At 73.7% G+C, this 23,403-nt stretch carries 18 protein-coding genes; 14 read left to right on the plus strand and 4 right to left on the minus strand.

All coding sequences use genetic code 11. The annotated features are described in order from the left end of the window. Window positions 1-127: 127 nt before the first annotated feature. From D7044_RS21130 to D7044_RS21145, 4 genes are all read left to right on the plus strand, one after another. On the plus strand, window positions 128-4,039 hold the full coding sequence (locus tag D7044_RS21130; protein WP_120689990.1) for a Kelch repeat-containing protein: 3,912 nt from the start codon (window positions 128-130) through the stop codon (window positions 4,037-4,039). A 168-nt stretch (window positions 4,040-4,207) separates the two neighbouring features. Beyond that, window positions 4,208-5,830: an acetolactate synthase gene (locus D7044_RS21135; RefSeq protein ID WP_120689991.1), complete on the plus strand. Its 1,623-nt coding sequence runs from the start codon at window positions 4,208-4,210 to the stop codon at window positions 5,828-5,830. Between the two features lie 166 nt (window positions 5,831-5,996). Continuing rightward, on the plus strand, window positions 5,997-6,968 hold the full coding sequence (locus D7044_RS21140; RefSeq protein WP_120689992.1) for an ATP-binding cassette domain-containing protein: 972 nt from the start codon (window positions 5,997-5,999) through the stop codon (window positions 6,966-6,968). After that, on the plus strand, window positions 6,965-7,774 hold the full coding sequence (locus tag D7044_RS21145; protein ID WP_120677469.1) for an ABC transporter permease: 810 nt from the start codon (window positions 6,965-6,967) through the stop codon (window positions 7,772-7,774). Before D7044_RS21140 ends, D7044_RS21145 begins: the two co-directional genes overlap by 4 nt. Here the strand turns inward: D7044_RS21145 and D7044_RS21150 are convergent. From D7044_RS21150 to D7044_RS21165, 4 genes are read right to left on the minus strand one after another with little or no spacing between them, the layout of a single operon-like run. Continuing rightward, window positions 7,758-11,075, minus strand: coding sequence for an AfsR/SARP family transcriptional regulator (locus D7044_RS21150; protein ID WP_158610022.1), 3,318 nt, complete (start codon window positions 11,073-11,075; stop codon window positions 7,758-7,760). The two genes, D7044_RS21145 and D7044_RS21150, sit on opposite strands and share 17 nt — an antisense overlap. Window positions 11,076-11,114: 39 nt before the next feature. Beyond that, a complete protein-coding gene (locus D7044_RS21155) occupies window positions 11,115-11,579 on the minus strand; it encodes a PLD nuclease N-terminal domain-containing protein (RefSeq protein WP_120689994.1) in 465 nt (154 codons plus the stop codon). A 29-nt stretch (window positions 11,580-11,608) separates the two neighbouring features. Continuing rightward, complete coding sequence (locus tag D7044_RS21160) at window positions 11,609-11,980, minus strand: DUF202 domain-containing protein (RefSeq protein ID WP_120689995.1); 372 nt, start codon at window positions 11,978-11,980, stop codon at window positions 11,609-11,611. After that, window positions 11,977-12,369 carry a YidH family protein gene (locus tag D7044_RS21165; RefSeq protein WP_120689996.1) on the minus strand — a complete coding sequence of 131 codons (393 nt, stop codon included), beginning with the start codon at window positions 12,367-12,369 and terminating at the stop codon, window positions 11,977-11,979. The genes D7044_RS21160 and D7044_RS21165 overlap by 4 nt, the downstream gene beginning before the upstream one ends. A gap of 41 nt (window positions 12,370-12,410) precedes the next feature. Between D7044_RS21165 and D7044_RS21170 the strand changes: the two genes are divergently transcribed. From D7044_RS21170 to ligA, 10 genes are all read left to right on the plus strand, one after another. Next, entirely contained in the window at window positions 12,411-13,208 is a 798-nt protein-coding gene (locus D7044_RS21170) for a GNAT family N-acetyltransferase (RefSeq protein ID WP_120689997.1), read from the plus strand. A 2-nt stretch (window positions 13,209-13,210) separates the two neighbouring features. Then, window positions 13,211-13,618: a hypothetical protein gene (locus D7044_RS21175; protein ID WP_199716714.1), complete on the plus strand. Its 408-nt coding sequence runs from the start codon at window positions 13,211-13,213 to the stop codon at window positions 13,616-13,618. Window positions 13,619-13,820: 202 nt separating this feature from the next. Continuing rightward, window positions 13,821-14,600 (plus strand): electron transfer flavoprotein subunit beta/FixA family protein, encoded by a 780-nt coding sequence (locus D7044_RS21180; RefSeq protein WP_120689999.1) that lies wholly within the window; start codon window positions 13,821-13,823, stop codon window positions 14,598-14,600. Window positions 14,601-14,611: 11 nt separating this feature from the next. Further along, window positions 14,612-15,571, plus strand: coding sequence for an electron transfer flavoprotein subunit alpha/FixB family protein (locus D7044_RS21185; RefSeq protein WP_120690000.1), 960 nt, complete (start codon window positions 14,612-14,614; stop codon window positions 15,569-15,571). 472 nt (window positions 15,572-16,043) lie between these two features. Then, on the plus strand, window positions 16,044-17,219 hold the full coding sequence (locus D7044_RS21190) for a cysteine desulfurase family protein (RefSeq protein ID WP_120690001.1): 1,176 nt from the start codon (window positions 16,044-16,046) through the stop codon (window positions 17,217-17,219). Window positions 17,220-17,310: 91 nt separating this feature from the next. Continuing rightward, on the plus strand, window positions 17,311-18,384 hold the full coding sequence (gene mnmA, locus D7044_RS21195; RefSeq protein WP_199716715.1) for a tRNA 2-thiouridine(34) synthase MnmA: 1,074 nt from the start codon (window positions 17,311-17,313) through the stop codon (window positions 18,382-18,384). Window positions 18,385-18,433: 49 nt separating this feature from the next. Next, window positions 18,434-19,438, plus strand: a complete 1,005-nt coding sequence (locus D7044_RS21200) for a uroporphyrinogen decarboxylase/cobalamine-independent methonine synthase family protein (protein ID WP_120690002.1) — start codon at window positions 18,434-18,436, stop codon at window positions 19,436-19,438. Between the two features lie 36 nt (window positions 19,439-19,474). Then, window positions 19,475-19,837, plus strand: a complete 363-nt coding sequence (locus D7044_RS21205) for a VOC family protein (protein ID WP_199716716.1) — start codon at window positions 19,475-19,477, stop codon at window positions 19,835-19,837. 57 nt (window positions 19,838-19,894) lie between these two features. Beyond that, the gene (locus tag D7044_RS21210) at window positions 19,895-20,890 is read left to right on the plus strand and encodes an ADP-ribosylglycohydrolase family protein (RefSeq protein WP_120690048.1); all 996 of its coding nucleotides are present in this window, start codon (window positions 19,895-19,897) and stop codon (window positions 20,888-20,890) included. A 182-nt stretch (window positions 20,891-21,072) separates the two neighbouring features. Further along, window positions 21,073-23,208 carry an NAD-dependent DNA ligase LigA gene (gene ligA / locus D7044_RS21215; protein WP_120690004.1) on the plus strand — a complete coding sequence of 712 codons (2,136 nt, stop codon included), beginning with the start codon at window positions 21,073-21,075 and terminating at the stop codon, window positions 23,206-23,208. Window positions 23,209-23,403 lie beyond the last annotated feature (195 nt).

Raw genomic sequence — 23,403 nt, forward strand, 5'->3', positions numbered from 1 at the left:
CGCCCGTGCCAAGATCGCCCGTCAACGTGTGTCCCATTCGTGTCCAGGACCGTGTCCGTCCTGGCGGGAGGATGCGCGGGCCTCACTGACGAGGCGTGTCCGTGGCATCACCGGTAAGGAGTAATGGATGTCCCTGCCCTTACGGCGGAGACGGGCCCGCAGTGGCCTTCTCGGCGGGCTGACCGCAGTCCTCACCCTGTCACTGCTCGCCCTGAGCCCGCTGCCCGCCACCCCGGCACAGGCCGCGCCGAAGGCCGACCCGTCGGCCGCGCCCGCGGACTGGGAGGCCCTGCGCTACAAGCCGGCAGGCTGCAACACCACCACCGCCAAGGAGATCGGCGAGGGCGGACCGTGGGCGCGCTGCTTCGCGGTCGGGCTCGCCGAGGACGCCCAACGACGGACGACGCTCGCCGGCCCGCCCGCCGACGCCCTCGGGCCCGCGGACATCAAGTCCGCCTACCGGCTTCCCGACGGCGGCGAGGGCCAGATTGTCGCCATCGTCGGCGCGTTCGGGTACGAGGCCGCCGAGGCCGACCTGGCCGTCTTCCGCACCCACTACGGCCTGCCGCCGTGCACCACGGCGAACGGCTGTTTCCGCAAGGTCGACCAGCGGGGCGGAACCGACTACCCGATCGAGAGCCCGGACTGGTCGATCGAGGCCGCCCTGGACCTGGACGCCGTCTCGTCGGCGTGCCCGAAGTGCGACATCCTGCTGGTGCAGGCCGACAACAACTCGATGGGCAGCCTCGGCCACGCCGTCGACACGGCCGCCCGGCTCGGCGCCGACGCGATCTCCAACTCGTACGGCGTCGCCGGTGAGTCGGACACCCAGTACGCGAGCCACGCCCACTACGACCACCCCGGCATCGTCATCACGGTCTCCAGCGGCGACATCGGCAACGTGCAGAGCTACCCGGCGACCCACCCGGACGTGCTGTCGGTCGGCGGCACGCTGCTGACCCGGGACGGGTCGACGCCGCGCGGCTGGTCGGAGACCGCCTGGGAGGCGGCGGGCAGCGGCTGCTCGTACTACGAGCTGCGCCCGTCGTACCAGGCCGACATCGACACGCACTGCGGGGACAAGCGGGCCAACGCCGACATCTCCGCCACGGCCGCCCCGGAGTCCGGGCTGGCCGTCTACAACACCCTCGGTCAGGACGGCTGGGCGCGTTGGGGCGGCACCTCGCTCTCCGCCCCGCTCGTCGCCGGGATGTACGCCCTCGCCGGCGACGCGGTTCCCGGGACCTACCCGGTGACCTACCCCTACCGCAAGGGCGCCGACGCCGGGCTCTTCGACATCACCGAGGGCTCGAACGGGTGGTGCGGCGACCTGCTCTGCACCGCCGGACCGGGCTGGGACGGGCCGACCGGATTGGGCTCCCCCAACGGTGTCTCGGCGCTGACCCTCGGCCGGACCGGACAGGTCAGCGGGGCGGTCACCAGCGGCAAGAACCCGCACGGCAAGAAGCAGGGCGTACTCGCCGGGGTGACGGTCACCGCCACGGACACCGCCGGCAACACCTACCACGCGGTGACCGGCGACAAGGGCACCTATCAGTTGGCCGTCCCGGCCGGCACGTACGGCGTCGTGGCCGCCGAGTTCGGCTACCAGGCGCCACCGCCGGTCCGGGTCGTGGTCGCCGCCGACGCGAAGCTGACCCGTGACATCAGGATGACGGCGATCGCGACCCGTACGCTCACCGGCGCCGTCACCGACGGTTCGGGACACGGCTGGCCGGTCTACGCGAAGGTCGCCATCGACGGCTACCCGACGGACGCGGTCTACACCGATCCCTACACGGGGCGTTACTCCGTCGAGCTTCCCGTCGGCGCCGACTACACCCTGCGCGTGTCACCGGTCGACCTGCCCGGATACGTCACCAGCACCGCCACCGTCACCGTCGCGCCACAGCCGAAGGGCCGGCCGAGCGACGTGCGGCGGGACGTGCAGCTCGCCACCGACACGTCCTGCGCCACCGCCCCCGGTTACACCTGGCGGTACCAGGGCCTCGGCACCGACTTCACCGGCTGGTCCGACGGGCCGAAGGACGGCTGGCAGGTCACCGACGAGTCCGGCGCCGGGCAGACCTGGCGCTTCGACGACCCCGGCGCCCAGGGCAACCTGACCGGCGGAGCGGGCGGCTTCGCCGCCGTCAACACCTGGGTCCAGGCCGGTGACCTCGACACGAACCTGGTCAGCCCGCCGGTCGACCTGACCGGCGTCACCGCCCCGGTGATCGGCTTCGACAGCGACTACCCCACCCCGCTCTTCGGCAGCCAGGAGGCGTTCATCGACCTCAGCCTGGACAACGGGGCCACCTGGAGCGAGGTCTACCGCCTGCCGAAGGCCGAGGTCCGGGGGCACCAGGAGATCCCGATCCCGCAGGCGGCCGGGACGTCCGGCGTGCAGGTCCGCTTCCGCTACCAGGGGCAGTACGCCTACTGGTGGCAGCTCGACAACGTCTTCGTGGGCAGCCGGACGTGCGCCGTCGTGCCGGGCGGAATCATCGCCGGGCAGATCCGGGACGGCAACACCGGCGGCGCCGTCCTCGGGGCCACCGTCTCCGCCGGCACCGACCGGGCGGCCGTGGCCACCAGCCGGGCCACCGCCGACGACGCCGCGCTCGACGACGGCTACTACTGGTTCTTCGCCAAGGGCGACGGCACCGCCGCGGTGACCGTGAGCGGCCTGCGTTACGCCGACGCCACCGCGAAGGTGCACGTCGCGCGGGACCGGGTCGTCCGGCAGGACTGGAAGCTGGAGTCGGGGCGGCTGAAGGTCCACCCGGCCGACCTGTCGCTGGGCGTACGACCCGGCCGCACCGCCACCGGTCGGGTCCGGCTCACCAACGACGGTGACCGGCCGCTGCGGGTCAAGCTGGTCGAGCAGGACCGTGGGTACACCCCGGACCGGATCCGGGTCGCCGCAGACGCCGCCCGCTCGTCGCAGGCGCCGCCGCAGCAGGGCGCGGACGGCCGCGCGTGGGTCGACCTGCCCGACCTTCCGCTGCCGCTGGTCGACAACGTGGTCGCCGACAACGACGGCACGGTCTACTCGGTCGGCGGCGACTCCTACGGCTACGTCATGAACGAGGGGTACGTCTTCGATCCGCAGGCGCGGGCCTGGGAGCGGATCGCCGATCTGCCCGAGGCGCGAGCCGGCGCGGCGGGTGGCTTCATCGACGGCAAGCTGTACGTGACCGGTGGTCTCAACGGTTCGGGGATCCCCGCCACGCAGACCTGGGCCTACGACCCGATGACCGACAAGTGGTCGCGCCGGGCCGACCTGCCGGCCGGGGTGGCGAACGCCGCGGCCACCACCGTCGGCGGCCAGCTCTACGTGGTCGCGGGCTGCCCCGACGGGGCCTGCCCGGACCCTACGGCGCGGGCGTACCGCTACGACGCCGCCGCGGACCGCTGGACCCGTCTCGCCGACTACCCGCGCACCGTCGCCTACCACGCCTGCGGCGCGGCCGGTGACGGCGTGGTCTGCACGGGCGGGTACATCCCGCGTCAGTACGACGCCGTGCTGGAGAGCTACCGGTACTTCCCCGAGTCCGACACCTGGGTGCAGACGACCGGGCTGCCCGTCTCGGCCTACGGCATGGCGTACGCCACGGTCGGCGGCAAGCTGCGGATCATCGGCGGCACCGTCGGCGGTTCGCTCAGCCGGCAGGTGCTGGAGTACGACTCGGCGACCGCGGTCTGGTCGAAGCTGCCGGACGCGGTGAACGCGCGGCACCGCGGCGGTGCCGCCTGCGGCACGTACCAGGTCGGTGGCCTCTCGGATGGCAGCACGGAGACCGGTTCGGCGCAGCAGCTGCCGGGCATCGAGTCCTGCGTCCGGGGCAGCGACGTGTCCTGGTTGTCGACCGACCGCACCGAGCTGACCATCCCCGCCGGGCGGTCGGTGACGGTGACGGTGACGGTGGCCGCTCCGGTCCACTCGGGACACGGTCAGTACCAGGCGCGGCTGGCGTTCGAGACGGACAGCCCGTACCGGACCGAGCCGCTCGGCGTGGTGATGAAGCTGCGCTGAGCCACCCCGCCGACCCGGGCCCGCCCGGTGCAGACCCCCGCACCGGGCGGGCCCGGGCCGGCGACGCCCCGGCCGACGGTGGTGCGAACCGCCGGCCGGGGCGCGCTCGCCCGAGCGGAGTGACCGGTGGGTAACCTGTGACCCCGGCCACGGACGAGGGGAGCGACCATGACGGAACGGATCGAAGGTCACGGTGGGGAGCTGGCGCTCGCGGCGCTACGGGCGCACGGCGTGCGGGAGATGTTCACCCTCTCCGGCGGGCACGTCTTCCCGCTCTACGACGCTGCCCACAAGACCGGTTTCCCGATCTACGACGTCCGGCACGAGCAGTCCGCGGTCTTCGCGGCCGAGGCGGTGGCGAAGCTCCAGCGCCGTCCCGGCCTGGCCGTCCTCACCGCCGGTCCCGGTGTCACCAACGGCATCTCGGGCCTGACCAGCGCCTACTTCAACGCCTCCCCGGTGCTGGTGCTGGGCGGCCGCGCACCGGCCTTCCGCTGGGGTTCGGGCAGCCTGCAGGAGATGGACCACCTGCCGCTGGTCGCCCCGGTCACCAAGCACGCCGAGACCGTCTTCAGCACCGACGACGTCCCGCGCGCCGTGACCGCCGCGCTGACCACCGCCCTCACCCCGCACCGGGGGCCGGTCTTCCTCGACTTCCCGCTGGAGACCGTCTTCTCCGTCTCCGACGCGGAGCTGCCCGCGCCGGCCGGGATCGCTCCGGTCGAGCCCGACCCCGAGGAGGTCGCCCGGGCGGCCGGCCTGATCGCCGCCGCCGAGCGGCCGGTCATCATCGCCGGCTCGGACGTCTACGCCGGCGACGCGACCGCGGCGCTGCGCGAAGCCGCCGAGGCGTTGCAGGTGCCGGTCTTCACCAACGGCATGGGGCGCGGCTCGCTCCCGCCGGAGCACCCGCTCGCCTTCGCCAAGGCCCGTCGGGCCGCGCTCTCCGGCGCCGACGTCGTCGTGGTGGTCGGCACCCCACTGGACTTCCGGCTCAACTTCGGCGACTTCGGCGACGCCAAGGTCGTGCACGTCGTCGACGCGCCGAGCCAGCGCGCCGGGCACGTCCAGCCGGCCGCCGCCCCCGCCGGTGACCTGCGGCTGATCCTCTCGGCGCTGGCCGATCACCCGGGTGACCGGACGGACCACACCGGGTGGATCGCCGACCTGCGGGCCGCCGAGGACGCCGCGAGCGCCCGCTACGCCGAGGAGATGGCCGCCGAGACCGACCCGATCCGCCCGGCCCGGATCTACGGCGAGCTGCGCAGGGTGCTGGCCCGCGACGCCATCACCATCGGCGACGGTGGCGACTTCGTCTCCTACGCCGGGCGCTACCTCGAACCGGCGCAGCCCGGCACCTGGCTGGACCCCGGCCCGTACGGCTGCCTCGGCACCGGCCTGGGCTACGCGATGGGCGCCCGGATCAGCCACCCGGACCGGCAGATCTGCGTGCTGATGGGAGACGGCGCGGCCGGCTTCTCGCTGATGGACGTGGAGTCGCTGGCCCGGCAGAAGCTGCCGGTCGTCATCGTGGTCGGCAACAACGGCATCTGGGGGTTGGAGAAGCACCCGATGCGCGCCATGTACGGCTACGACGTCGCCGCCGACCTGCAGCCGGAGCTCCGCTACGACCAGGTGGTGAGCGCGCTCGGCGGGGCGGGCGAGACGGTCGCGAAGGCCACCGACCTCGGGCCGGCCCTGCAGCGGGCCTTCGACGCCGGGGTGCCGTACCTGGTGAACGTGATCACCGATCCGGGCGACGCGTACCCCCGCTCGTCGAACCTCGCCTGAGCCGACACCCGCCGCCGTCGCCGCACTCCGGCGACGGCGGCGGGTTCCGCCACCAGCTAAATCAGCGGAATGTCAGCGCCTGTCGTCGTAACGTCAGCGCCGGATCGACGGAGTGTCAGCGCCGTCGTTCATGGTGGTGGCACCAGTGAGGACGACAGGAGTTGCGATGGACTACGCGATCCGCGCCGAGGGACTGGTGCGACGCTTCGGCGCCACCACCGCCCTCGCCGGAGTTGATCTGGCGGTCCCGACCGGGACCGTCTTCGGGCTGCTCGGGCCGAACGGCGCCGGGAAGACCACCGCGGTGCGGGTGCTCGCCACCCTGCTGCGCGCCGACGAGGGACGGGCCACCGTCGGCGGCTACGACGTCGTCCGCGACGCCCACCAGGTACGCCAGCTGATCGGCCTGACCGGTCAGTACGCCTCGGTGGACGAGACCCTGACCGGCACCGAGAACCTGCTGCTCATCGGCCGGCTGCTCGGCCTCAGCCGGGCCGATTCGCGGGCCCGCGCCGGTCAGCTGCTGACCGACTTCCAGCTCACCGACGCGGGTGACCGGGCGGCCAAGACCTACTCCGGCGGCATGCGCCGGCGGCTCGACCTCGCCGCCAGCCTGGTCGGTCGGCCCCAGGTGCTCTTCCTCGACGAGCCGACCACCGGCCTCGACCCGCGCAGCCGTAACGAGCTCTGGGACATCGTCCGGTCGTTGGTGGCCGACGGGGTGACCGTGTTGCTCACCACCCAGTACCTGGAGGAGGCCGACCAGTTGGCCGGCGAGATCGCGGTGGTCGACCACGGCCGGGTGATCGCGCAGGGCACCCCGGAGGAGCTGAAGGCCAAGACCGGCGGGCAGAGCCTGGCGGTGCGCCCGGCCGACGTCGTCGACCTGCCCACCGTGGTGAGCATCGTCGGGGCGGTGGCCGGCGTCGCCCCGGAGGTCGCCCAGAACACCGTCACCGTGCCGGTGAACGACCAACGGGTGATGCCCGCCGTCGTGCGCCGCCTCGACGAGGCCGGGATCGTCGTGGCCGAACTGGCGTTGCGCGGTTCCAGCCTGGACGAGGTCTTCCTGTCGCTGACCGGCCACCGGGCCGAGGACGACCCGGCCGCCGCCAACCTGGAAGGGAGCGTGGCATGACCAGCGCCACCCTGACCGCCCCGCTCGCCCCGGCCCGCCGACTCGGCGTCGGCGCCGGTCTGCGGCACACCCTCACGCTCGCCTGGCGCAGCCTGGTGCAGATCAAGCACAACCCGATGGAGCTGCTCGACCTGAGCATCCAGCCGGTGATGTTCGTGCTGCTCTTCACGTACGTCTTCGGCGGGGCGATCTCCGGCTCGCCGGGCGACTACCTGAAGTTCGCGCTCCCCGGGATCATCGTGCAGAACGCCTTCTTCGCCACGATGACCACCGGCTTCGGGCTGAACAACGACCTCACCAAGGGCGTCTTCGACCGGCTGCGCGCGCTGCCGATCGCCCGTTGGTCGCCGCTGGCCGGGCGGATCCTCGCCGACACCGTCAAGCAGGCGTGGTCGGTGGCGCTGCTGATCGGGGTCGGCATGATCCTCGGTTTCCGGCTCGGCAACGGCCCGCTCGGGCTGCTCGGCGCGTTCGCCCTGCTGCTCGCCTTCTCCCTCGCCGCAGCCTGGATCTCGGTGCTGGTCGGGGTGCTGGTGAGCGAGCCCGACAAGGTGCAGATCTTCGGTTTCATGGTGATCTTCCCGCTCACCTTCACCAGCAACGCGTTCGTGCCCACCGAGACGATGCCGGGCTGGCTGCAGAGCTGGGTCGAGGTCAACCCGGTCACCGTGCTGGCCGACGCGCTACGCGGCCTGCTGGTCGACGGACCGGTGGCCGGTCCGGTGGTGCAGTCGCTGATCTGGGCGGCCGCCATCGCAGTGATCTTCGCGCCGCTGGCGGTGCGCGGGCTCAGGCGTCGAGTGTGACCCGGAGCAGTTCGCGCGCCTGATCGAGCCGGGTGCCCCGGCCGCCCGCGTACGCCTCGGCGAACTCCGGTTCACCGAGCGCCGCGCGGGCGGCCCGGGTCACCCGGACGGCGTCCAGGGCACTGCGGTCGGTGCCGCCGCGGACGCCGTCCGCCCCGCCGAGCAGGGTGGCCGCCACCACCGGCCGTTCCGCCCGCAGCGCCAGGTCCGCGTACCCGACCAACACCAGTGAGACCACGGGCGCATCCGTCGACTCGATCGCCAGGTCCATGGCCCGTTCCAGGTGCGCCCGGGACCCGGTCAGGTCGCCCGCGGCAGCCGCCACGTGACCGAGCGCCGTGGCCACCATGGCCCGCCACTGCGGGGCCACGTTGCGCCGGCCCACCACGTCCGCGGCGCGCTCGGCCCACCGGGCCGCGGCCGGCCAGTCCCCGGCGTCGCGCAGCAACTCGCTCCAGGCGAACGCCACCCCGGCCCGGGGCTCGTCCGCACCGAGCCGCTCCGCGTCCGCGTACGCCTCGTCGAGCAGCCGCCGGGCCTGCTCCCGGTCACCGGCCTGCCACCACAGGTGCGCGAGCTGGGCCCGCATCTGCGGCAGGTCCTCGGCCGCTCCCAGCAGCTCCACGTCGTACAGGGCGTCCCGCAGGTATTCGATGGCCGCGCTCCGGTCCCCGGTGCGGTTGGCCAGTTCGGCGAGGGAGAACCGGCAGGTGGAGATGCCCCACCGGTCCCCGGCCGTCTCGAACAGGTCGAGTGCGGTGCGGAAGTCGCCGTGCGCCTCCTCGGCCGGTGATCCGCTGTTGAGCAACATGTGCCCGTGCATCAGCCGGGCCACTGCGGCCGCCCACGGATCCGGGTCGGCGAAGAGCTTCTGCAGCCCGACCAGGCCGACCGGGTGGTCGGCCGGGTCGATCATCGTGGACATGGGCCCGATGAGGCGCAGCATGACGTGCTCCGAGGCGTCGTCGGCCCATTCGGCGGCCCGTTCCATCCAGGCGCGGGTCCCGTCCAGGTCGGCGTGCCCGGCCATCAGGTTCATCGCGCCGACCGCGTAGGCGGTGGCCAGCATCGCGACCGGGAGTGGCCGGTCGGTCCGCTCGGCCAGGGCGAGCACCTCCCGGCTGAGGTCCGCGCCCTCGGCCCGCTGACCGCGTAGCCACCAGTACCAGCCGAGCGAGGCGGTGAACCGGACAGCCGTCTCGGCCTGCCCGGCGCTGACCGCCCAGCGCAGCGCCGCGTGCAGATTGTCCTGCTCAGCCCGCAGCCGCGCGATCCACCGCAGCTGCTCCGGCCCCCGAAGCTCCGGGTCGGCCCGCTCGGCCAACGCGAGGAAGTGGGCGGCGTGCGCCTGCCGCAGCCGGTCCGCCTCGCCTGCCTCGACGAGCCGGTCCAGGCCGTACTCGCGGATCGTCTCCAGCATCCGGTACCGGGGCTCACCGTCGCCGACGACGATCACGAGGGACTTCTCCACCAGCGCGGAGAGCCGCTCGAACACCTCGTCCGGTGCCAGTTCGCCGCCGGCGCAGACCCGCTCCACCGTCTCCGCGGTGACCCCACCGGTGAAGACGGCCAGCCGCCGCCAGAGCGCCTGCTCGGCGGCGTCGAGCAGGTCCCAGCTCCAGTCCACCACCGCGCGCAGCGTCTGGTGCCGCGGCAACGCGGTGCGGCTGCCGCCGGTGAGCAGCCGGAACCGGTCGTCCAGCCGGGTCGCGACCTGTGCCGCGGTCATCGATCGCAGCCGGGCGGCGGCGAGTTCGATGGCGAGCGGCATGCCGTCCAGCGACCGGCAGATCCCCACCAGCGCCGCCACGCTGCCGGCGTCCACCACGAAGTCGGGGCGTGCGGCGGCGGCCCGGTCCGCGAACAGCCGCACCGACGGGTACGCCAGGGCCGTGACGGCGTCGGCGCCCACCGGCGGGAGCGCGAGCGACTCGACCGCGTGCAGGGCCTCGCCGGTGATGCCGAGGGGTTCCCGGCTGGTGGCCAGCACCCGCAGGTCGGGGCAGGCGCCGAGCAGCCGGTCGGCCAGCGCGGCGGCGTCGAGCAGGTGCTCGCAGTTGTCCAGCACCAGCAGCGCGCACCGGGTGGCCAGCGCGTCGACCAGCCGGGCGGTCGGTTCGGTGGCCTCCCCGGCCGGTACGCGCGACCGGCCGGCCGCGATCAGCGCCTGCTCGCGCAGCCCGAGCAGGGTCAGCAGGGCCTGCGGCACCTCGGCCGGGTCGGTGATCGGGGCCAGCTCGACGAGCCAGACGCCGTCCGGGAACCGGCCGGCGACCGCCCGGCCGGACTCGACGGCCAGCCTCGTCTTGCCCGCCCCTCCCGGCCCGGTCAGGGTGACGAGCCGAGAGCCGGCCAGCAGGTCGTCGACCCGGTCGACGGCCGCCTCCCGCCCGACGAAGCTGGTGAGGGCGGCCGGCAGCCCGCCGCGGCCGCGGACCGCCCTGCCCGGGACGGTTGCCGGGGCGGCAGAGGGTGGCGTTGCCCGGTTCGGCACGGCTCCGCCGTCAGGTGGCGGCGTTCCGGGTGGCTGACCCGGAGGGACCTCGACGAGCGGACCGGCCGGTGCGTCCGGCTGCTCGCCACGCAGCACCGCCAGGTACAGGGCGGCGAGTTCCGGCCCTGGATCCGCGCCCAGCGTCTCGGCGAGGGTGCGCCGCAGCCGGTCGTACTCGGCGAGCGCCTCGGCCGGCCGCCCGGCCCGCTGCAGCGCCCGCATGAGCTGACCCACCAGCCGTTCCCTCAGCGGATGCGCGGCCACCAGTTCCCGGAGCCGGGGCAGCAGGGCGGCGGGTTCCTCGGTGGCCGCGCGGGCCGCGATCAGGTCCTCGATGGCGGCGAGCCGCAGCTCGTCGAGCCGGGCGACCGGGGCGCGGGCGAAATCGGTGTCGGCGACGTCGGCCAGCGCCGGCCCGCGCCAGAGTGCCAACGCCGAGTCCAGCCGCCGTGCGGCGCCGGCCGGGTCGGTGGCGAGCAGGGTCCGCCCGGCCGCCAGCGCGTCCTCGAACCGGTACAGGTCCACCGCGGTCCGGTCCACTGCCAGCCGGTAGCCGGCGGGGACGGCCTCGACCGGCAGGCCGGGCGCGGCCCGGCGCAGCCGGGAGACCAGCGCCTGGAGGGCGTTCGCCGCACCGGCTGGCGGCGACCCGTCCCAGACAGCGTCCACCAGCGCGCCGGTGGTGACCGGGCGGCCGGGATCGAGCGCGAGCACGATCAGCAGCCGGCGCAGCCGGGCGCCGCCGACCTCGACCGGCGTACCGGTGTCGGCGCGAACCTCCAGCGGCCCGAGCAGGCAGATCTGCACGGCGTCGATTCTGCCGCGCCCGTGCCCGCCGTCGAGCACCTACACCTCCGGCCGGTCCTCCTCGCGCGGCGGATCGCCCTCGCGGGGGCGCAGCGGCTCCCCGCGCCCCGGCGGATCGTCCGGCGTGACCTCGCGGCGGCGGAGGTCCTCCTCGCGCCGGCGCAGGTCCTCCTCCCAGCGGCGGAACAGCTCCTGGTCGTCGCGGCGGGACCGCTCGGCGATGGACTTGAGGAACTCGGGGTCGTCGTCCGGGGCGAGCGGCTTCGGGCGCTCCCGGGTGGGCGTCCGACGCGCCCCGCCACCGGCCGCCGGACCGGGCTTCTTCTCCCGGCCGGCGAGGAACCAGGCGATCGAGCCGACCAGCGGGAAGAACAGGATGATCAGCGCCCAGCCGATCCGGGGCAGGGCGCGGATCTCGCCCTCCTCGGCGGAGAGGCAGCTGATCAGCGCGCAGACGGCGAGGACGATCTGCGCGACGAAGAGGAGGACGTACAGCCGGAGCATGCGTCCATCATCGCGCACCCGGCCACTCGTCACAGCCCGCGCAACACCAGCACCACCCCGAGTGCGGCGAGCACCGTCGCGCCGAGGGCGACCGCCGGGAGCGAGCGCCCGTCGAGGGGAGCCGGCCCGGTTCCGGTGCCACGCCGCCAGTAGATCGGCAGCGCCGCGCCCCAGCCGGCCAGGGCCGCGCCCGCGAGCAGCAGGCCGCCCAGGTCACCGCTGAGCGCCTGCCGGACGGTGAGCGCGGTCACCACGGTCAGGGTGAGCGCGGTCCGTCGCCACGCCAACCGGGTCCGCTCCGGCTGCAGGCCGGGGTCGCGCGGCGACCCGCCGCCGCTCCCGCCGTCCGGGTCGGGGTAGGGCCTCCGGGCGGGCTCGGCGGGGCCGGGCCGGTCCGTCATCGACCGCCTACCGCGTCGACCAGCACCGCGGCCACCAGCAGCAGCGCGCCGAGGCCGACGGTGAGGGCGAGTACGGCGGGGAACCGGGACGCGGGCAGCTCCTCGCCGAGCCGGATCGCCCGCTCGGTACGGGCCCAGTGGTCGACCGCGCGGACCGCCACGGCGCCGCCGAGCAGCAGCAGGACGACCGCGATCGCCTCGCGCAGGTGCCGTAGTGGCAGCGGCGGCAGGAACTGGGCGACGGCCAGCCCACCGCCCACCAGCGCCAGCCCGGTACGCAGCCAGGCGAGGAAGGTCCGCTCGTTGGCCAGCGAGAACCGGTAGTCGGGGGTGCTGCCGACCGAGCGCAGCTCCCGCGGGTCGAACCAACGCCTGATCGCCTGCCACACGTCGTCGATTATCCGCTGGTCACCGGCCGTAGCCTGAAGCGATGACAGATCTTGATGCCGCCACCCTGCGCGCCGCGTACGACGCCCAGCTCCGACCCGAGCTGCCCGATCCCGTGCCGGCGGGGGTGACCGTCGAGCAGGACGGACCGCTGTACCGGGTGCTCGGCCTCGATCACGGCGGTTTCCTCACCTACCGCGACCTGGGCGGTCTGACGGGTGCGGCGCTCGACGAGTTGATCGCCCGGCAGGTCGAGCTGTTCCGGCAGCGGGGCGAGCGGGTGGAGTGGAAGCTCGCCGGCCACGACGAGCCGGCGGACCTCGCCGATCGGCTCCGCTCGGCCGGGTTCGTGGCGGAGGAGCGGGAGACCGTCGTGATCGGACCGGTCGCGCCGCTGGCGGCGGCCCTTCCGGTGGTGCCCGAGGGGATACGCCTGCGGGAGGTGACCGCCCGCGCCGACCTGGACCGGATCGTGGCGATGGAGGAGGAGGTCTGGGAGGCCGACCGCAGCCACCTCGGGACGGCCCTGGAGCGGGAGATCGCGACGGACCCGCAGTCGATCACCGTCGTGGTGGCCGAGGCGGGGGAGACCGTGGTGAGCGCGGGCTGGATCCGCTACCTGCCGGGCAGCGGCTTCGCCTCGCTCTGGGGCGGCTCGACCCTGCCGCAGTGGCGGCGCCGGGGCATCTACCGGGCGTTGGTGGTCCACCGGGCCCGGCTTGCCGCGCAGCGGGAGCGGACCCTGCTCCAGGTCGACGCCTCCGACGACAGTCGGCCCATCCTCGAGCGGCTCGGCCTCGTCGCGGTCACCACGACGACTCCCTACGTCTACACTCCGTGATCATGGTCCAGGAGTTGACGGACGAGGAGCGGTTGACGCTCAAGACCGGCGCGTTCGGCGCGGTCTTCCTGGTGTCGAACGTGGACCCGGGCATGCTCTCGGTGCTGAAGGAGAGCATGGCGGCGTCGGAGGTGTTCGCTGACGCGTCCGGTGTGGTCCGGGCGGCGCTCACCACCGGTCCGCTGCCGAGGCTGCCGCGTGAGTCGCCGCCGGAGATCGAGGCGACGGTGCTGCCGGCGCTCGGTCGGGCGGTGCGGATCCTGCGCGAGAAGTCCCCGGCGGACGTGGCGGTGTACCGCGAGGTGGTGCTCGCCGCCGCGGACCGGGTGGCCCGGGCGCACGCCGGGGTGGCCCCGGCCGAGGCGGCGGTGATCGAACGGATCAGAGCGGCGCTGGCCGAGGTGGGGTGATCGGAGCACCCGTGGGCGGTTTGCGTGGTGGCCTGTGTCACTCTGGTCCCCCGGGGCCGATAACTTACCGGCAGGTAACATAGCGCCGTGGGCAACCGCACAGCGGCCCGCAGTTGACCGATCGTTAAGTCACGCGGGAGGCTGCGGCCCAGACCGGGCGAGCGATTTCGCATCACCACACAGGAGGGGTCGTCGAAGCGCGATGAACATCGTCGTACTCGTCAAGCAGGTGCCCGATTCGGGCGCGGACCGCAACCTGCGCACTGACGACAACACCGTCGACCGCGGTTCGGCGAACAACGTCATCAACGAGATGGACGAGTACGCCATCGAAGAGGCGTTGAAGATCAAGGAGGCGCACGGCGGCGAGGTGACCATCCTGACCATGGGTCCGGACCGGGCGACCGAGTCGATCCGCAAGGCGCTCTCCATGGGCCCGGACAAGGCCGTGCACGTCGTGGACGACGCGCTCCACGGCTCCTGCGCCGTGACCACCTCGAAGGTGCTCGCCGCGGCGCTGGGCACCCTCGGCGCCGACCTGGTGATCTGCGGCGCCGAGTCGACCGACGGTCGGGTCCAGGTCATGCCGCACATGATCGCCGAGCGGCTGGGCGTGGCGGCGCTGACCGGCGCCCGCAAGCTCACCGTCGACGGCGGCACGCTCACCATCGAGCGGCAGACCGAGGAGGGCTACGAGGTCGTCACCGCCTCCACCCCGGCCGTGGTCTCCGTCTGGGACACCATCAACGAGCCGCGCTACCCGTCCTTCAAGGGCATCATGGCGGCCAAGAAGAAGCCGGTGCAGACCCTCTCCCTGGGTGACCTCGGCGTCGCCCCGGCCGAGGTGGGCTTCGAGGGCGCCACCAGCGCCGTCGTGGAGCACAGCAAGCGTCCGCCGCGCTCCGGCGGCGCGAAGGTCACCGACGAGGGCGAGGGCGGCGTCAAGCTGGTCGAGTTCCTCGCCACCGAGAAGTTCGTGTGAGGGGTCCGGACATGTCTGAGGTTCTCGTCGTCGTCGAAGCCACCCGCGAATTCGGCGTCAAGAAGGTCACCCTGGAGATGCTCACCCTCGCCCGTCAGCTCGGCACGCCCAGCGCGGTCGTGCTCGGCGGCCCCGGCGCCGCCGAGGCGCTCAGCGTCAAGCTGGGCGAGTACGGCGCGGCGAAGATCTACGCCGCCGAGGGTGAGGAGATCGACGGCTACCTGGTGGCCCCGAAGGCCGGCGTCCTGGCCGACCTGGTCCGCCGCGTCCAGCCCGCCGCCGTGCTGCTCGCCGGCTCCCAGGAGGGCAAGGAGATCGCCGCCCGGCTCGCGGTCAAGCTGGACAACGGCATCCTGACCGACGTCGTCGCGCTGGACGCCGACGGCACCGCCACCCAGGTGGCGTTCGCCGGCTCCACGATCGTGAAGTCCAAGGTCACCCGCGGCCTGCCGCTGGTCACCCTCCGGCCGAACTCGGTCAACCCCGAGCCGGCCGCCGCCGAGCCGGCGGTCGAGCAGCTCGCCGTCGCCGTCGCCGACACCGACAAGCTGGCCAAGGTGGTGCAGCGGGTCGCCGAGCAGAAGGGGTCGCGCCCGGAGCTGACCGAGGCGTCGGTGGTCGTCTCCGGCGGCCGTGGCGTCGGCAACGCGGACAACTTCAAGCTGGTCGAGGAGCTGGCCGACCTGCTCGGCGGCGCGGTCGGCGCGTCCCGCGCGGCCGTCGACTCCGGCTTCTACCCGCACCAGTTCCAGGTCGGCCAGACCGGTAAGACGGTCTCCCCGCAGCTCTACGTCGCGCTCGGCATCTCCGGGGCGATCCAGCACCGGGCCGGCATGCAGACCTCGAAGACGATCGTCGCGGTGAACAAGGACGCCGAGGCGCCGATCTTCGAGCTCTCCGACTTCGGCGTGGTCGGCGACCTCTTCAAGGTCGTGCCGCAGGCCGCCGAGGAGATCCGCAAGCGGAAGTAACCCGACCCTCCGGGCACCGCACCCCGCCCGCCGCGAGCGGGCCACCCCGCGCCGCCCGCCGCGAGCAAATACAGTGAAAGAGTGGCCATTCCGCCGTGAATGGCCACTCTTTCACTGTTCTTGTCTGCCGGTGTCCGGACGGCGGGTGGGGGCGGTGACTGATGGGAGCTGATCGGCGGGCCGGGGAGCTGAACCGGCCCGCCGATCAGCCCGTCAGGGGCCCGGCGTGCGGTCGCCGGGCACGCCGGGCAACGTCGGCGCGGGACATCGACATCGAGTATGCCTGATCTGCACGGGTTCGACACCGCCCGAGGCGATGATCCCCTGTCGGTCGACTCGGAATCCCAGGTACCCCGAAATCGCCCCGGAGATGCGTGCCCGCCCCCGGTCGATCAGCGCGGGCGCCTCGCGACGTACGTGCCGGTGCCCTCGACCGTCGAGCATCCGTCCGACCGCCGTAGGCTGAGTGGTGATGGCTTACCTGGATCACGCGGCGACCACTCCGATGCTCGACGAGGCACTGGAGGCGTACGTCGCCACCGCTCGCGAGCTCGGCAACGCGTCGGCGCTGCACGCCGCCGGTCGGCAGGCCCGCCGACGGGTCGAGGAGTCCCGCGAACGGGTGGCCGCCGCCCTGGGTGCCCGGCCCTCCGAGGTGATCTTCACGGGCGGCGGTACGGAGAGCGACAACCTCGCCGTCAAGGGCATCTTCTGGGCCCGCCGGACGAGCGCGGCGCAGCGACGTCGGCTGGTCTCCAGCGCGGTCGAGCACCACGCGGTGCTGGACGCCGTGGACTGGCTCGGCGGGCACGAGGGCGCGGAGGTCGACTGGTTGCCGGTCGACAGCGCCGGTCGCCTCGATCCCGCCGCGCTCCGCACCGAGCTGGCGGCCCACGGCGATCGGGTCGCGTTCGTGACCGCGATGTGGGCCAACAACGAGGTCGGCACCGTGCAACCGATCGGCGAGCTGGCCGCGGTCGCCGCCGAGTACGGTGTGCCCTTCCACACCGACGCGGTCCAGGCGGTCGGGCAGGTGCCCGTCGACTTCGCCGCCAGCGGGGTCTCCGCGCTGACCGTGACCGGACACAAACTCGGCGGGCCGGTGGGCGTTGGCGCCCTGCTGCTCGGCCGGGACGTGGCGGCCACCCCACTGCTGCACGGCGGCGGGCAGGAACGCGACGTCCGCTCCGGCACGCTGGACACCGCCGGCATCGTGGCCTTCGCCGTCGCCGTGGAGGCGGCCGTCAAGAGCCAGCAGGAGTACGCGGCACGGGTCGCCGAGCTCCGCGACGACCTGGTCGAGCGGGTCCGCCAGGCCGTGCCCGACGTCGTCTACAACGGCGATCCGGTCGACCGGCTCCCCGGCAACGCGCACTTCTCCTTCCCCGGCTGCGAGGGCGATGCCCTGCTGCTGCTCCTCGATGCCCAGGGCATCGCCTGCTCCACCGGGTCGGCCTGCTCGGCAGGGGTGGCCCAGCCCTCGCACGTACTGCTGGCGATGGGCGCCGACGACGCGCGGGCCCGTTCGTCGCTGCGCTTCACCCTCGGGCACACCTCGTCGCAGGAGGAGGTCGACGCGCTCGTCGCCGCCCTCCCCGGCGCGGTCGAACGCGCCCGGCGCGCCGCCGCGTACCGCACGCCCCGCTGATCGGAGCCCTGTCGGTGCGGGGCGGACGGGCCGGGCAGGGCGGTCGGCCGGAACGGGCGGTTAGGGTTGTGGGGCGGAAGGGAGTGAATCGGTGAGGGTATTGGCGGCGATGTCCGGCGGGGTCGACTCGGCGGTCGCGGCGGCGCGGGCGGTCGACGCCGGGCACGACGTCACCGGCGTGCACCTGGCGCTCTCCCGCAATCCGCAGACATACCGCACCGGCGCGCGGGGCTGCTGCACGCTGGAGGACTCGCGCGACGCGCGACGCGCCGCCGACGTGATCGGCATCCCGTTCTACGTGTGGGACATGGCCGACCGGTTCCACGAGGACGTGGTCGACGACTTCGTCGCCGAGTACGCGGCCGGTCGTACCCCGAACCCGTGCCTGCGCTGCAACGAGAAGATCAAGTTCGCCGCGGTGCTGGACCGGGCGGTCGCCCTCGGCTTCGACGCGGTCGTCACCGGCCACCACGCCCGGCTCGGCGCGGACGGTCTGCTGCGCCGCAGCGTCGACGTGGCCAAGGACCAGTCGTACGTGCTGGCGGTGCTCACCCGGGAGCAGCTGGACCGGTCGGTCTTCCCTCTCGGTGACTCGACGAAGGCGCAGGTCCGGGCCGAGGCGGCGCAGCGTGGGCTGGCGGTCGCCGAGAAGCCCGACTCGCACGACATCTGCTTCATCGCCGACGGCGACACCCGTGGCTTCCTCGCCCAGCGGCTCGGCGAGCAGCCGGGCGACGTGGTCGACGCCACCACCGGCGCGGTCGTCGGCAGCCACGCCGGCGCGTACGCGTACACCGTCGGCCAGCGGCGCGGGCTGCACCTGGACCGGCCTGCCCCGGACGGCCGGCCCCGCTACGTGCTCTCCATCACTCCGAAGACCAACACCGTGACCGTCGGCCCGGCCGAGGCGCTGGAGGTGTCCCAGGTGCGCGCGAACCGGCCGATCTGGACCGGCGGCGCGCGCCCGGACGGCCCGATCGAATGCGAGGTGCAGCTGCGCGCCCACGGCGACGTGGTGCCCGCCACCGTCGCGCTGGACGGCGAGACGCTCCACGCCGAGCTGCGCCGTCCGATGCGGGGAGTCGCCGCCGGCCAGGCGGTGGTGGCGTACCGGCCGGACCCGGCCGGCGACGTCGTGCTCGGCTCCGCCACCATCGTCGGCTGAGTACCCGCCACCGGGCGGTTCGGCGGGATCCACCGGATACCCTTCGGCGGTGACAGATCAGGCGTGGCCCTGGCCGGCCGGCGCAGCGACCGGCATCGGATCGCTGCCCGGCACCGACATCGCCGAGGCGCAGCGGATCGTCCTCGGTGAACTACCCGACCTGCCGCACCTGCCGGAGCTGCCGGCCCGTGGGCCGGGCGCCGAGCTGATCGGCCGCACCGCCGGCCTGCTGGTCGAGCTGCCCGTGGAGCTGTACGCGGGGCGCTGGCGGATCGCTCAGCGCCCCGGCCGGGAGCTGCGCCGCGCGCGGGACCTCATGGAGCGTGACCTCGATCAGCTCGCCGAGCAGGCCGATGAGTACGCCGGGCCGGTCAAGCTGCAGGCCGGCGGGCCGTTCACCCTCGCCGCCGCCCTCGAACTGCCGATCGGCGGCCGGATGCTGCGCGATCCGGGCGCGGTACGGGACCTGACCGGCTCCCTCGCCGAGGGGCTGCGCGAGCACGTCGCGGCGGTGGCCCGGCGGCTGCCCCGTGCGTCGGTGCTGCTCCAACTCGACGAGCCGTCGCTGCCCGCGGTGCTCGCCGGAAGGGTGCGCACCGAGAGCGGGCTCGGCACGTACCCGGCTGCGGAGCCCGAGGTCGTGGCGGGCCTGCTGCGCTCGCTCATCGAGGCGGTGGGGGTGCCGACCGTGGTGCACTGTTGCGCGCCGGAGGTGCCGGTGGAGCTGATCCGCTCCACCGGAGCCGTCGGCCTGGCCCTCGACCTGTCCCTGGTCACCGATCTGGACCCGCTCGGCGAGGCGATCGACGCCGGGCTCGGGCTGCTCGCCGGCGCCGCGCCCACCCGCCCGCCGTCGACCGGTCGGGCGCCGACCTCCGCGGAGGTGGCCGACCGGGTACGCACGCTCTGGGACCGCCTCGGCTTCCCCCGCGCCCGCCTGGCCGAGCAGGTCGTGGTCACCCCCGCCTGCGGGTTGGCGGGCGCCCCGGCGGAGTACGCCCGGGCCGTGCTGAAGGCCTGCTACGACGCCGGCCGGCGGCTCGCCGAGGACTGAGTTTCCCTGTCGTACCCGCTGGGCAGAATCACCGGCATGATTGGACAGCTGCGTTCGACGGTGATCGACTGCCCGGATCCGCACGCCCTGGCCACGTTCTACTCGGAGCTGCTCGGCCTGCCCGTGACGCATGCCGACGAGGACGACTGGGTGGTGCTCGGCGGCCCGCCCGGCCAGCATCCGCGCGTGGCGTTCCAGAAGGCGCCCGACCTGCGCCCGCCGACGTGGCCGGCTCCGGAGGTCCCGCAGCAGCTCCACCTCGACGTGACGGTGACCGACATCGAGGCCGCCGAGAAGGCGGCGCTCGCGCTGGGGGCCCGGCGGCTGCCCGGCGAGGGCGAGGGCTTCCGGGTCTACGCCGACCCCGCCGGCCACCCGTTCTGCCTCTGCTGGGACTGACGAGCCCGCCGCGCCGCCGCCTGGCGGTGGTCGCACCCGACGGGCATGATCACCGGCATGATCGATTCCTCGCGCGACCGGGTGGCCGGATCACTCTTCGGGCTCGCCTACGGTGACGCCCTCGGCAAGGAGACCGAGTTCCTGCCGGTCGCCGAGATCGTCCGGCGGCACGGGCCGACCGGCCCGCGGGAGCTGGTCGGCGACCCGGCGCTGGTCACCGACGACACCCAGATGGCACTGGCCGTGGCCTGGGCGCTGCGTACCGCCCCCGAGCTGACGCCGGCGGCGGTGGAGCCGGCGCTGCGCCGGCGGTTCCTCGACTGGGCGGCGAGCCCGGAGAACAACCGGGCGCCGGGGATGACCTGCCTGCGGGCCTGCGGCGACCTGGCCCGGGGGCTGCGCTGGCAGGAGGCGACCGTGGCCGGCTCGAAGGGCTGCGGGGCGAACATGCGGGTCACCCCGGTCGGGCTGCTCGACGTCGATCTGGACACTCTCGCCGGGCTCGCCCAGCTTCAGGCCGGTCTCACCCACGGGCATCCGACCGGGCTGGCCGCGAGCGAGCTGACCGCGTACGCCGTGCGGCTGCTGCGCGACGGCGCCGCCGTCGACCAGCTGCCCGACCTGCTCACCGACCGGGCACGGGAGCAGCGCCACCGCTACCGCGCCGAGTGGCTGGGCGACCTGTGGCAGCGCTCCGGCTCGACGGACCCGGCGCAGTTCATCGCCCGGGGCTGGGACGAGTGCCTCGCCGTGCTGGGTCGGCTGACCGACGCGCTGGCCCGGCCGGATGACGGTGGCGACCCGTGCCGACTGACCGGCGAGGGCTGGGTGGCCGAGGAGGCGCTCGCCACCGCCCTGTACTGCGCGCTGCGGCACGCCGACGACCCGGTCGGCGCGCTGGCCCGGGGCGCCACCACCGCCGGTGACTCGGACTCCATCGCGGCGCTGGCCGGCGCGTTCGTGGGCGCGGCCGTGGGCATGTCCGCCTGGCCGGCCGACTGGGCCACCCGCATCGAGTACGCCGACCAACTAACCACCCTCACCACCCCCTAACCCCCCGGCCCCCGCTCCGCGCGTCGATCATGAAGTTGTTGTCGACCGAAGCGGCGTGTCGCGGCAACAACTTCATGATCAACGGGTGGGGCGGGCCGGCGGGTGGGTGGTTGTCGTATCCGCCGGTTACCGTGCCCGGGTAGCGTGATCAGGGAGGTCAAGCGGTGTCCGAAGGTGGCGGCGTGTCCGAGGAGCGGATCGACCAGCAGGTCAGCCCGGCGCAGGAGGCGGCGGCGGGCGGCGAGCCGACCCCCGAGGCGCGGGAGCGGCACACCACGCTGAGCCGTGAGCTGACCGAGCATCAGTACCGCTACTACGTGCTCGACTCGCCCACCATCACCGACGCCGAGTTCGACCGCCAGCTGCGCGAGCTGGAGGCGTTGGAGGCGGAGTTCCCGGCGCTGCGCACGCCCGATTCGCCCACCCAGCGCGTCGGCGGGACCTTCTCCACCGACTTCACCCCGGTCCAGCACGCCGAGCGGATGATGTCGCTCGACAACGCGTTCGCCGACGAGGAGCTCGCGGCCTGGGCCGAGCGGGTCGAGCGTGACGCCGGCGGTCCGGTGCCCTACCTCTGCGAGCTGAAGGTCGACGGGCTCGCGATCAACCTCACCTACGAGCGTGGCCGGCTGGTCCGGGCGGCGACCCGCGGCGACAGCCGCACCGGTGAGGACGTGACCGCCAACGTGCGCAGCATCCGGGACGTGCCGGGTCAGCTCACCCCGTCACCCGAGTTCCCCGACGTGCCCGAGTTCCTCGAGGTCCGGGGCGAGATCTACTTCCCGGTGGCGGCCTTCGCCGACCTCAACGCGGGCCTGGTGGAGCAGGGCAAGCCGCCGTTCGCCAACCCGCGTAACGCCGCCGCCGGCAGCCTTCGCCAGAAGGATCCGCGGATCACCGCGTCCCGGCCGCTGCGCCTGGTGGTGCACGGCATCGGCGCCCGGCGCGGCTTCCAACCGGTCGCGCAGTCGGAGTCGTACACGGCGCTGAAGGCGTGGGGCCTGCCGACCAGCGACCGGTGGCGGGTCGTGCCCGACCTCTCCGGCGTCGCCGAATACATCGCCTACTACGCCGAGCACCGGCACGACGTCGAGCACGAGATCGACGGCGTCGTCGTCAAGGTCGACCCGGTCGCCATCCAGGGCCGGCTCGGCTCGACCAGTCGCGCCCCCCGCTGGGCGATCGCCTTCAAGTACCCGCCGGAGGAGGTCAACACCAAGCTGCTCGACATCGACGTCGAGGTCGGGCGCACCGGCCGGGTCACCCCGCGCGCGGTCCTCCAGCCGGTCAAGGTGGCCGGCTCCACGGTCGCGTACGCCACCCTGCACAACGGACGCGAGGTGGAACGCAAGGGCGTGCTGATCGGGGACACGGTGGTGATCCGCAAGGCCGGCGACGTGATCCCCGAGGTCCTCGGCCCGGTCGTCGATCTGCGACCCGCCGACGCCCGGCCGTTCGTGATGCCCATCCACTGCCCCGCCTGCGGCACCCCGCTCGCCCCCGCCAAGGAAGGCGACGTCGACATCCGCTGCCCGAACACCCGCGGCTGCCCGGCGCAGTTGCGGGAGCGGGTCTTCCACCTCGCCGGACGCGGGGCTTTCGACATCGAGGTGCTCGGCTACAAGGGCGCGGCGGCCCTGCTCGACGCGGAGATCATCCGCGACGAGGGTGATCTCTTCCAACTCGACGCCGAGCAGCTCACCCGGTCGCCGTTCTTCGTCAACAAGGACGGCAGCCTCGGCAGCAACGCGGTGAAGCTGCTCGACAACCTGGCCGTCGCCAAGGAGCGGGAGCTCTGGCGGGTGCTCGTCGCGCTCTCCATCCGGCACGTCGGCCCGACGGCCGCCCGGGCACTGGCCCAGCACTTCCGCTCCGTCGAGGCGATCGACGAGGCCAGCGAGGAGGAGCTCTCCTCCGTCGACGGCGTCGGCCCCACCATCGCCGCCAGCATCCGCGAGTGGTTCGCCGTGGACTGGCACCGCGAGGTGGTCCGCAAGTGGGCCGAGGCCGGCGTACGGATGGCCGAGGAGGCGGCCGACGAGGGCCCGCGTCCGTTGGAGGGGCTCACCGTCGTGGTCACCGGCACGCTCGCCGGCTTCTCCCGCGACCAGGCCGCGGAGGCGGTGCAGAGCCGGGGCGGCAAGGTCAGCGGCTCGGTCTCGAAGAAGACGGGCTTCGTGGTGGTCGGCGAGAACCCGGGGTCCAAGGCGGAGAAGGCGGCCGGCCTCAAGGTGCCGATCCTCGACGAGGACGGTTTCCGTCTCCTCCTCGACCAGGGGCCGGACGCCGCTCGCGAAGTGGCCCGCGTCGAGGGCTGAGGCTCGCTTCCGCGACCGCGGGTGAACCGGCGAGCCGCCGGCCGGGAAGTCCGGGAACGCCGCGCGCCTGCGCCGGCTGGGGCGTATACCAAGTTAATTACGACTACGACCGATTCGTGACTGTCATACCGGGAAAGCCGGCACCGAGGGCGTTTCATTGGTGCACGGCGTGTGAAGGTCCACGCCGACCGCTGT

This window comes from Micromonospora musae (genome assembly GCF_003626635.1).
GTDB classification, from domain to species: domain Bacteria; phylum Actinomycetota; class Actinomycetes; order Mycobacteriales; family Micromonosporaceae; genus Micromonospora; species Micromonospora musae.

Excerpts from the sequence above, each read along its gene's own strand:
- D7044_RS21160 (WP_120689995.1), bottom strand. The coding sequence starts at position 11,980 with ATGACGGACCGGCCCGGCCCCGCCGAGCCCGCCCGGAGGCCCTACCCC.
- D7044_RS21130 (WP_120689990.1), top strand. The coding sequence starts at position 128 with ATGTCCCTGCCCTTACGGCGGAGACGGGCCCGCAGTGGCCTTCTCGGC.
- D7044_RS21175 (WP_199716714.1), top strand. The coding sequence starts at position 13,211 with ATGGTCCAGGAGTTGACGGACGAGGAGCGGTTGACGCTCAAGACCGGC.
- D7044_RS21185 (WP_120690000.1), top strand. The coding sequence starts at position 14,612 with ATGTCTGAGGTTCTCGTCGTCGTCGAAGCCACCCGCGAATTCGGCGTC.
- D7044_RS21210 (WP_120690048.1), top strand. The coding sequence starts at position 19,895 with ATGATCGATTCCTCGCGCGACCGGGTGGCCGGATCACTCTTCGGGCTC.
- D7044_RS21170 (WP_120689997.1), top strand. The coding sequence starts at position 12,411 with ATGACAGATCTTGATGCCGCCACCCTGCGCGCCGCGTACGACGCCCAG.
- D7044_RS21190 (WP_120690001.1), top strand. The coding sequence starts at position 16,044 with ATGGCTTACCTGGATCACGCGGCGACCACTCCGATGCTCGACGAGGCA.
- D7044_RS21205 (WP_199716716.1), top strand. The coding sequence starts at position 19,475 with ATGATTGGACAGCTGCGTTCGACGGTGATCGACTGCCCGGATCCGCAC.
- D7044_RS21145 (WP_120677469.1), top strand. The coding sequence starts at position 6,965 with ATGACCAGCGCCACCCTGACCGCCCCGCTCGCCCCGGCCCGCCGACTC.
- D7044_RS21135 (WP_120689991.1), top strand. The coding sequence starts at position 4,208 with ATGACGGAACGGATCGAAGGTCACGGTGGGGAGCTGGCGCTCGCGGCG.
- D7044_RS21180 (WP_120689999.1), top strand. The coding sequence starts at position 13,821 with ATGAACATCGTCGTACTCGTCAAGCAGGTGCCCGATTCGGGCGCGGAC.
- D7044_RS21140 (WP_120689992.1), top strand. The coding sequence starts at position 5,997 with ATGGACTACGCGATCCGCGCCGAGGGACTGGTGCGACGCTTCGGCGCC.
- D7044_RS21155 (WP_120689994.1), bottom strand. The coding sequence starts at position 11,579 with ATGCTCCGGCTGTACGTCCTCCTCTTCGTCGCGCAGATCGTCCTCGCC.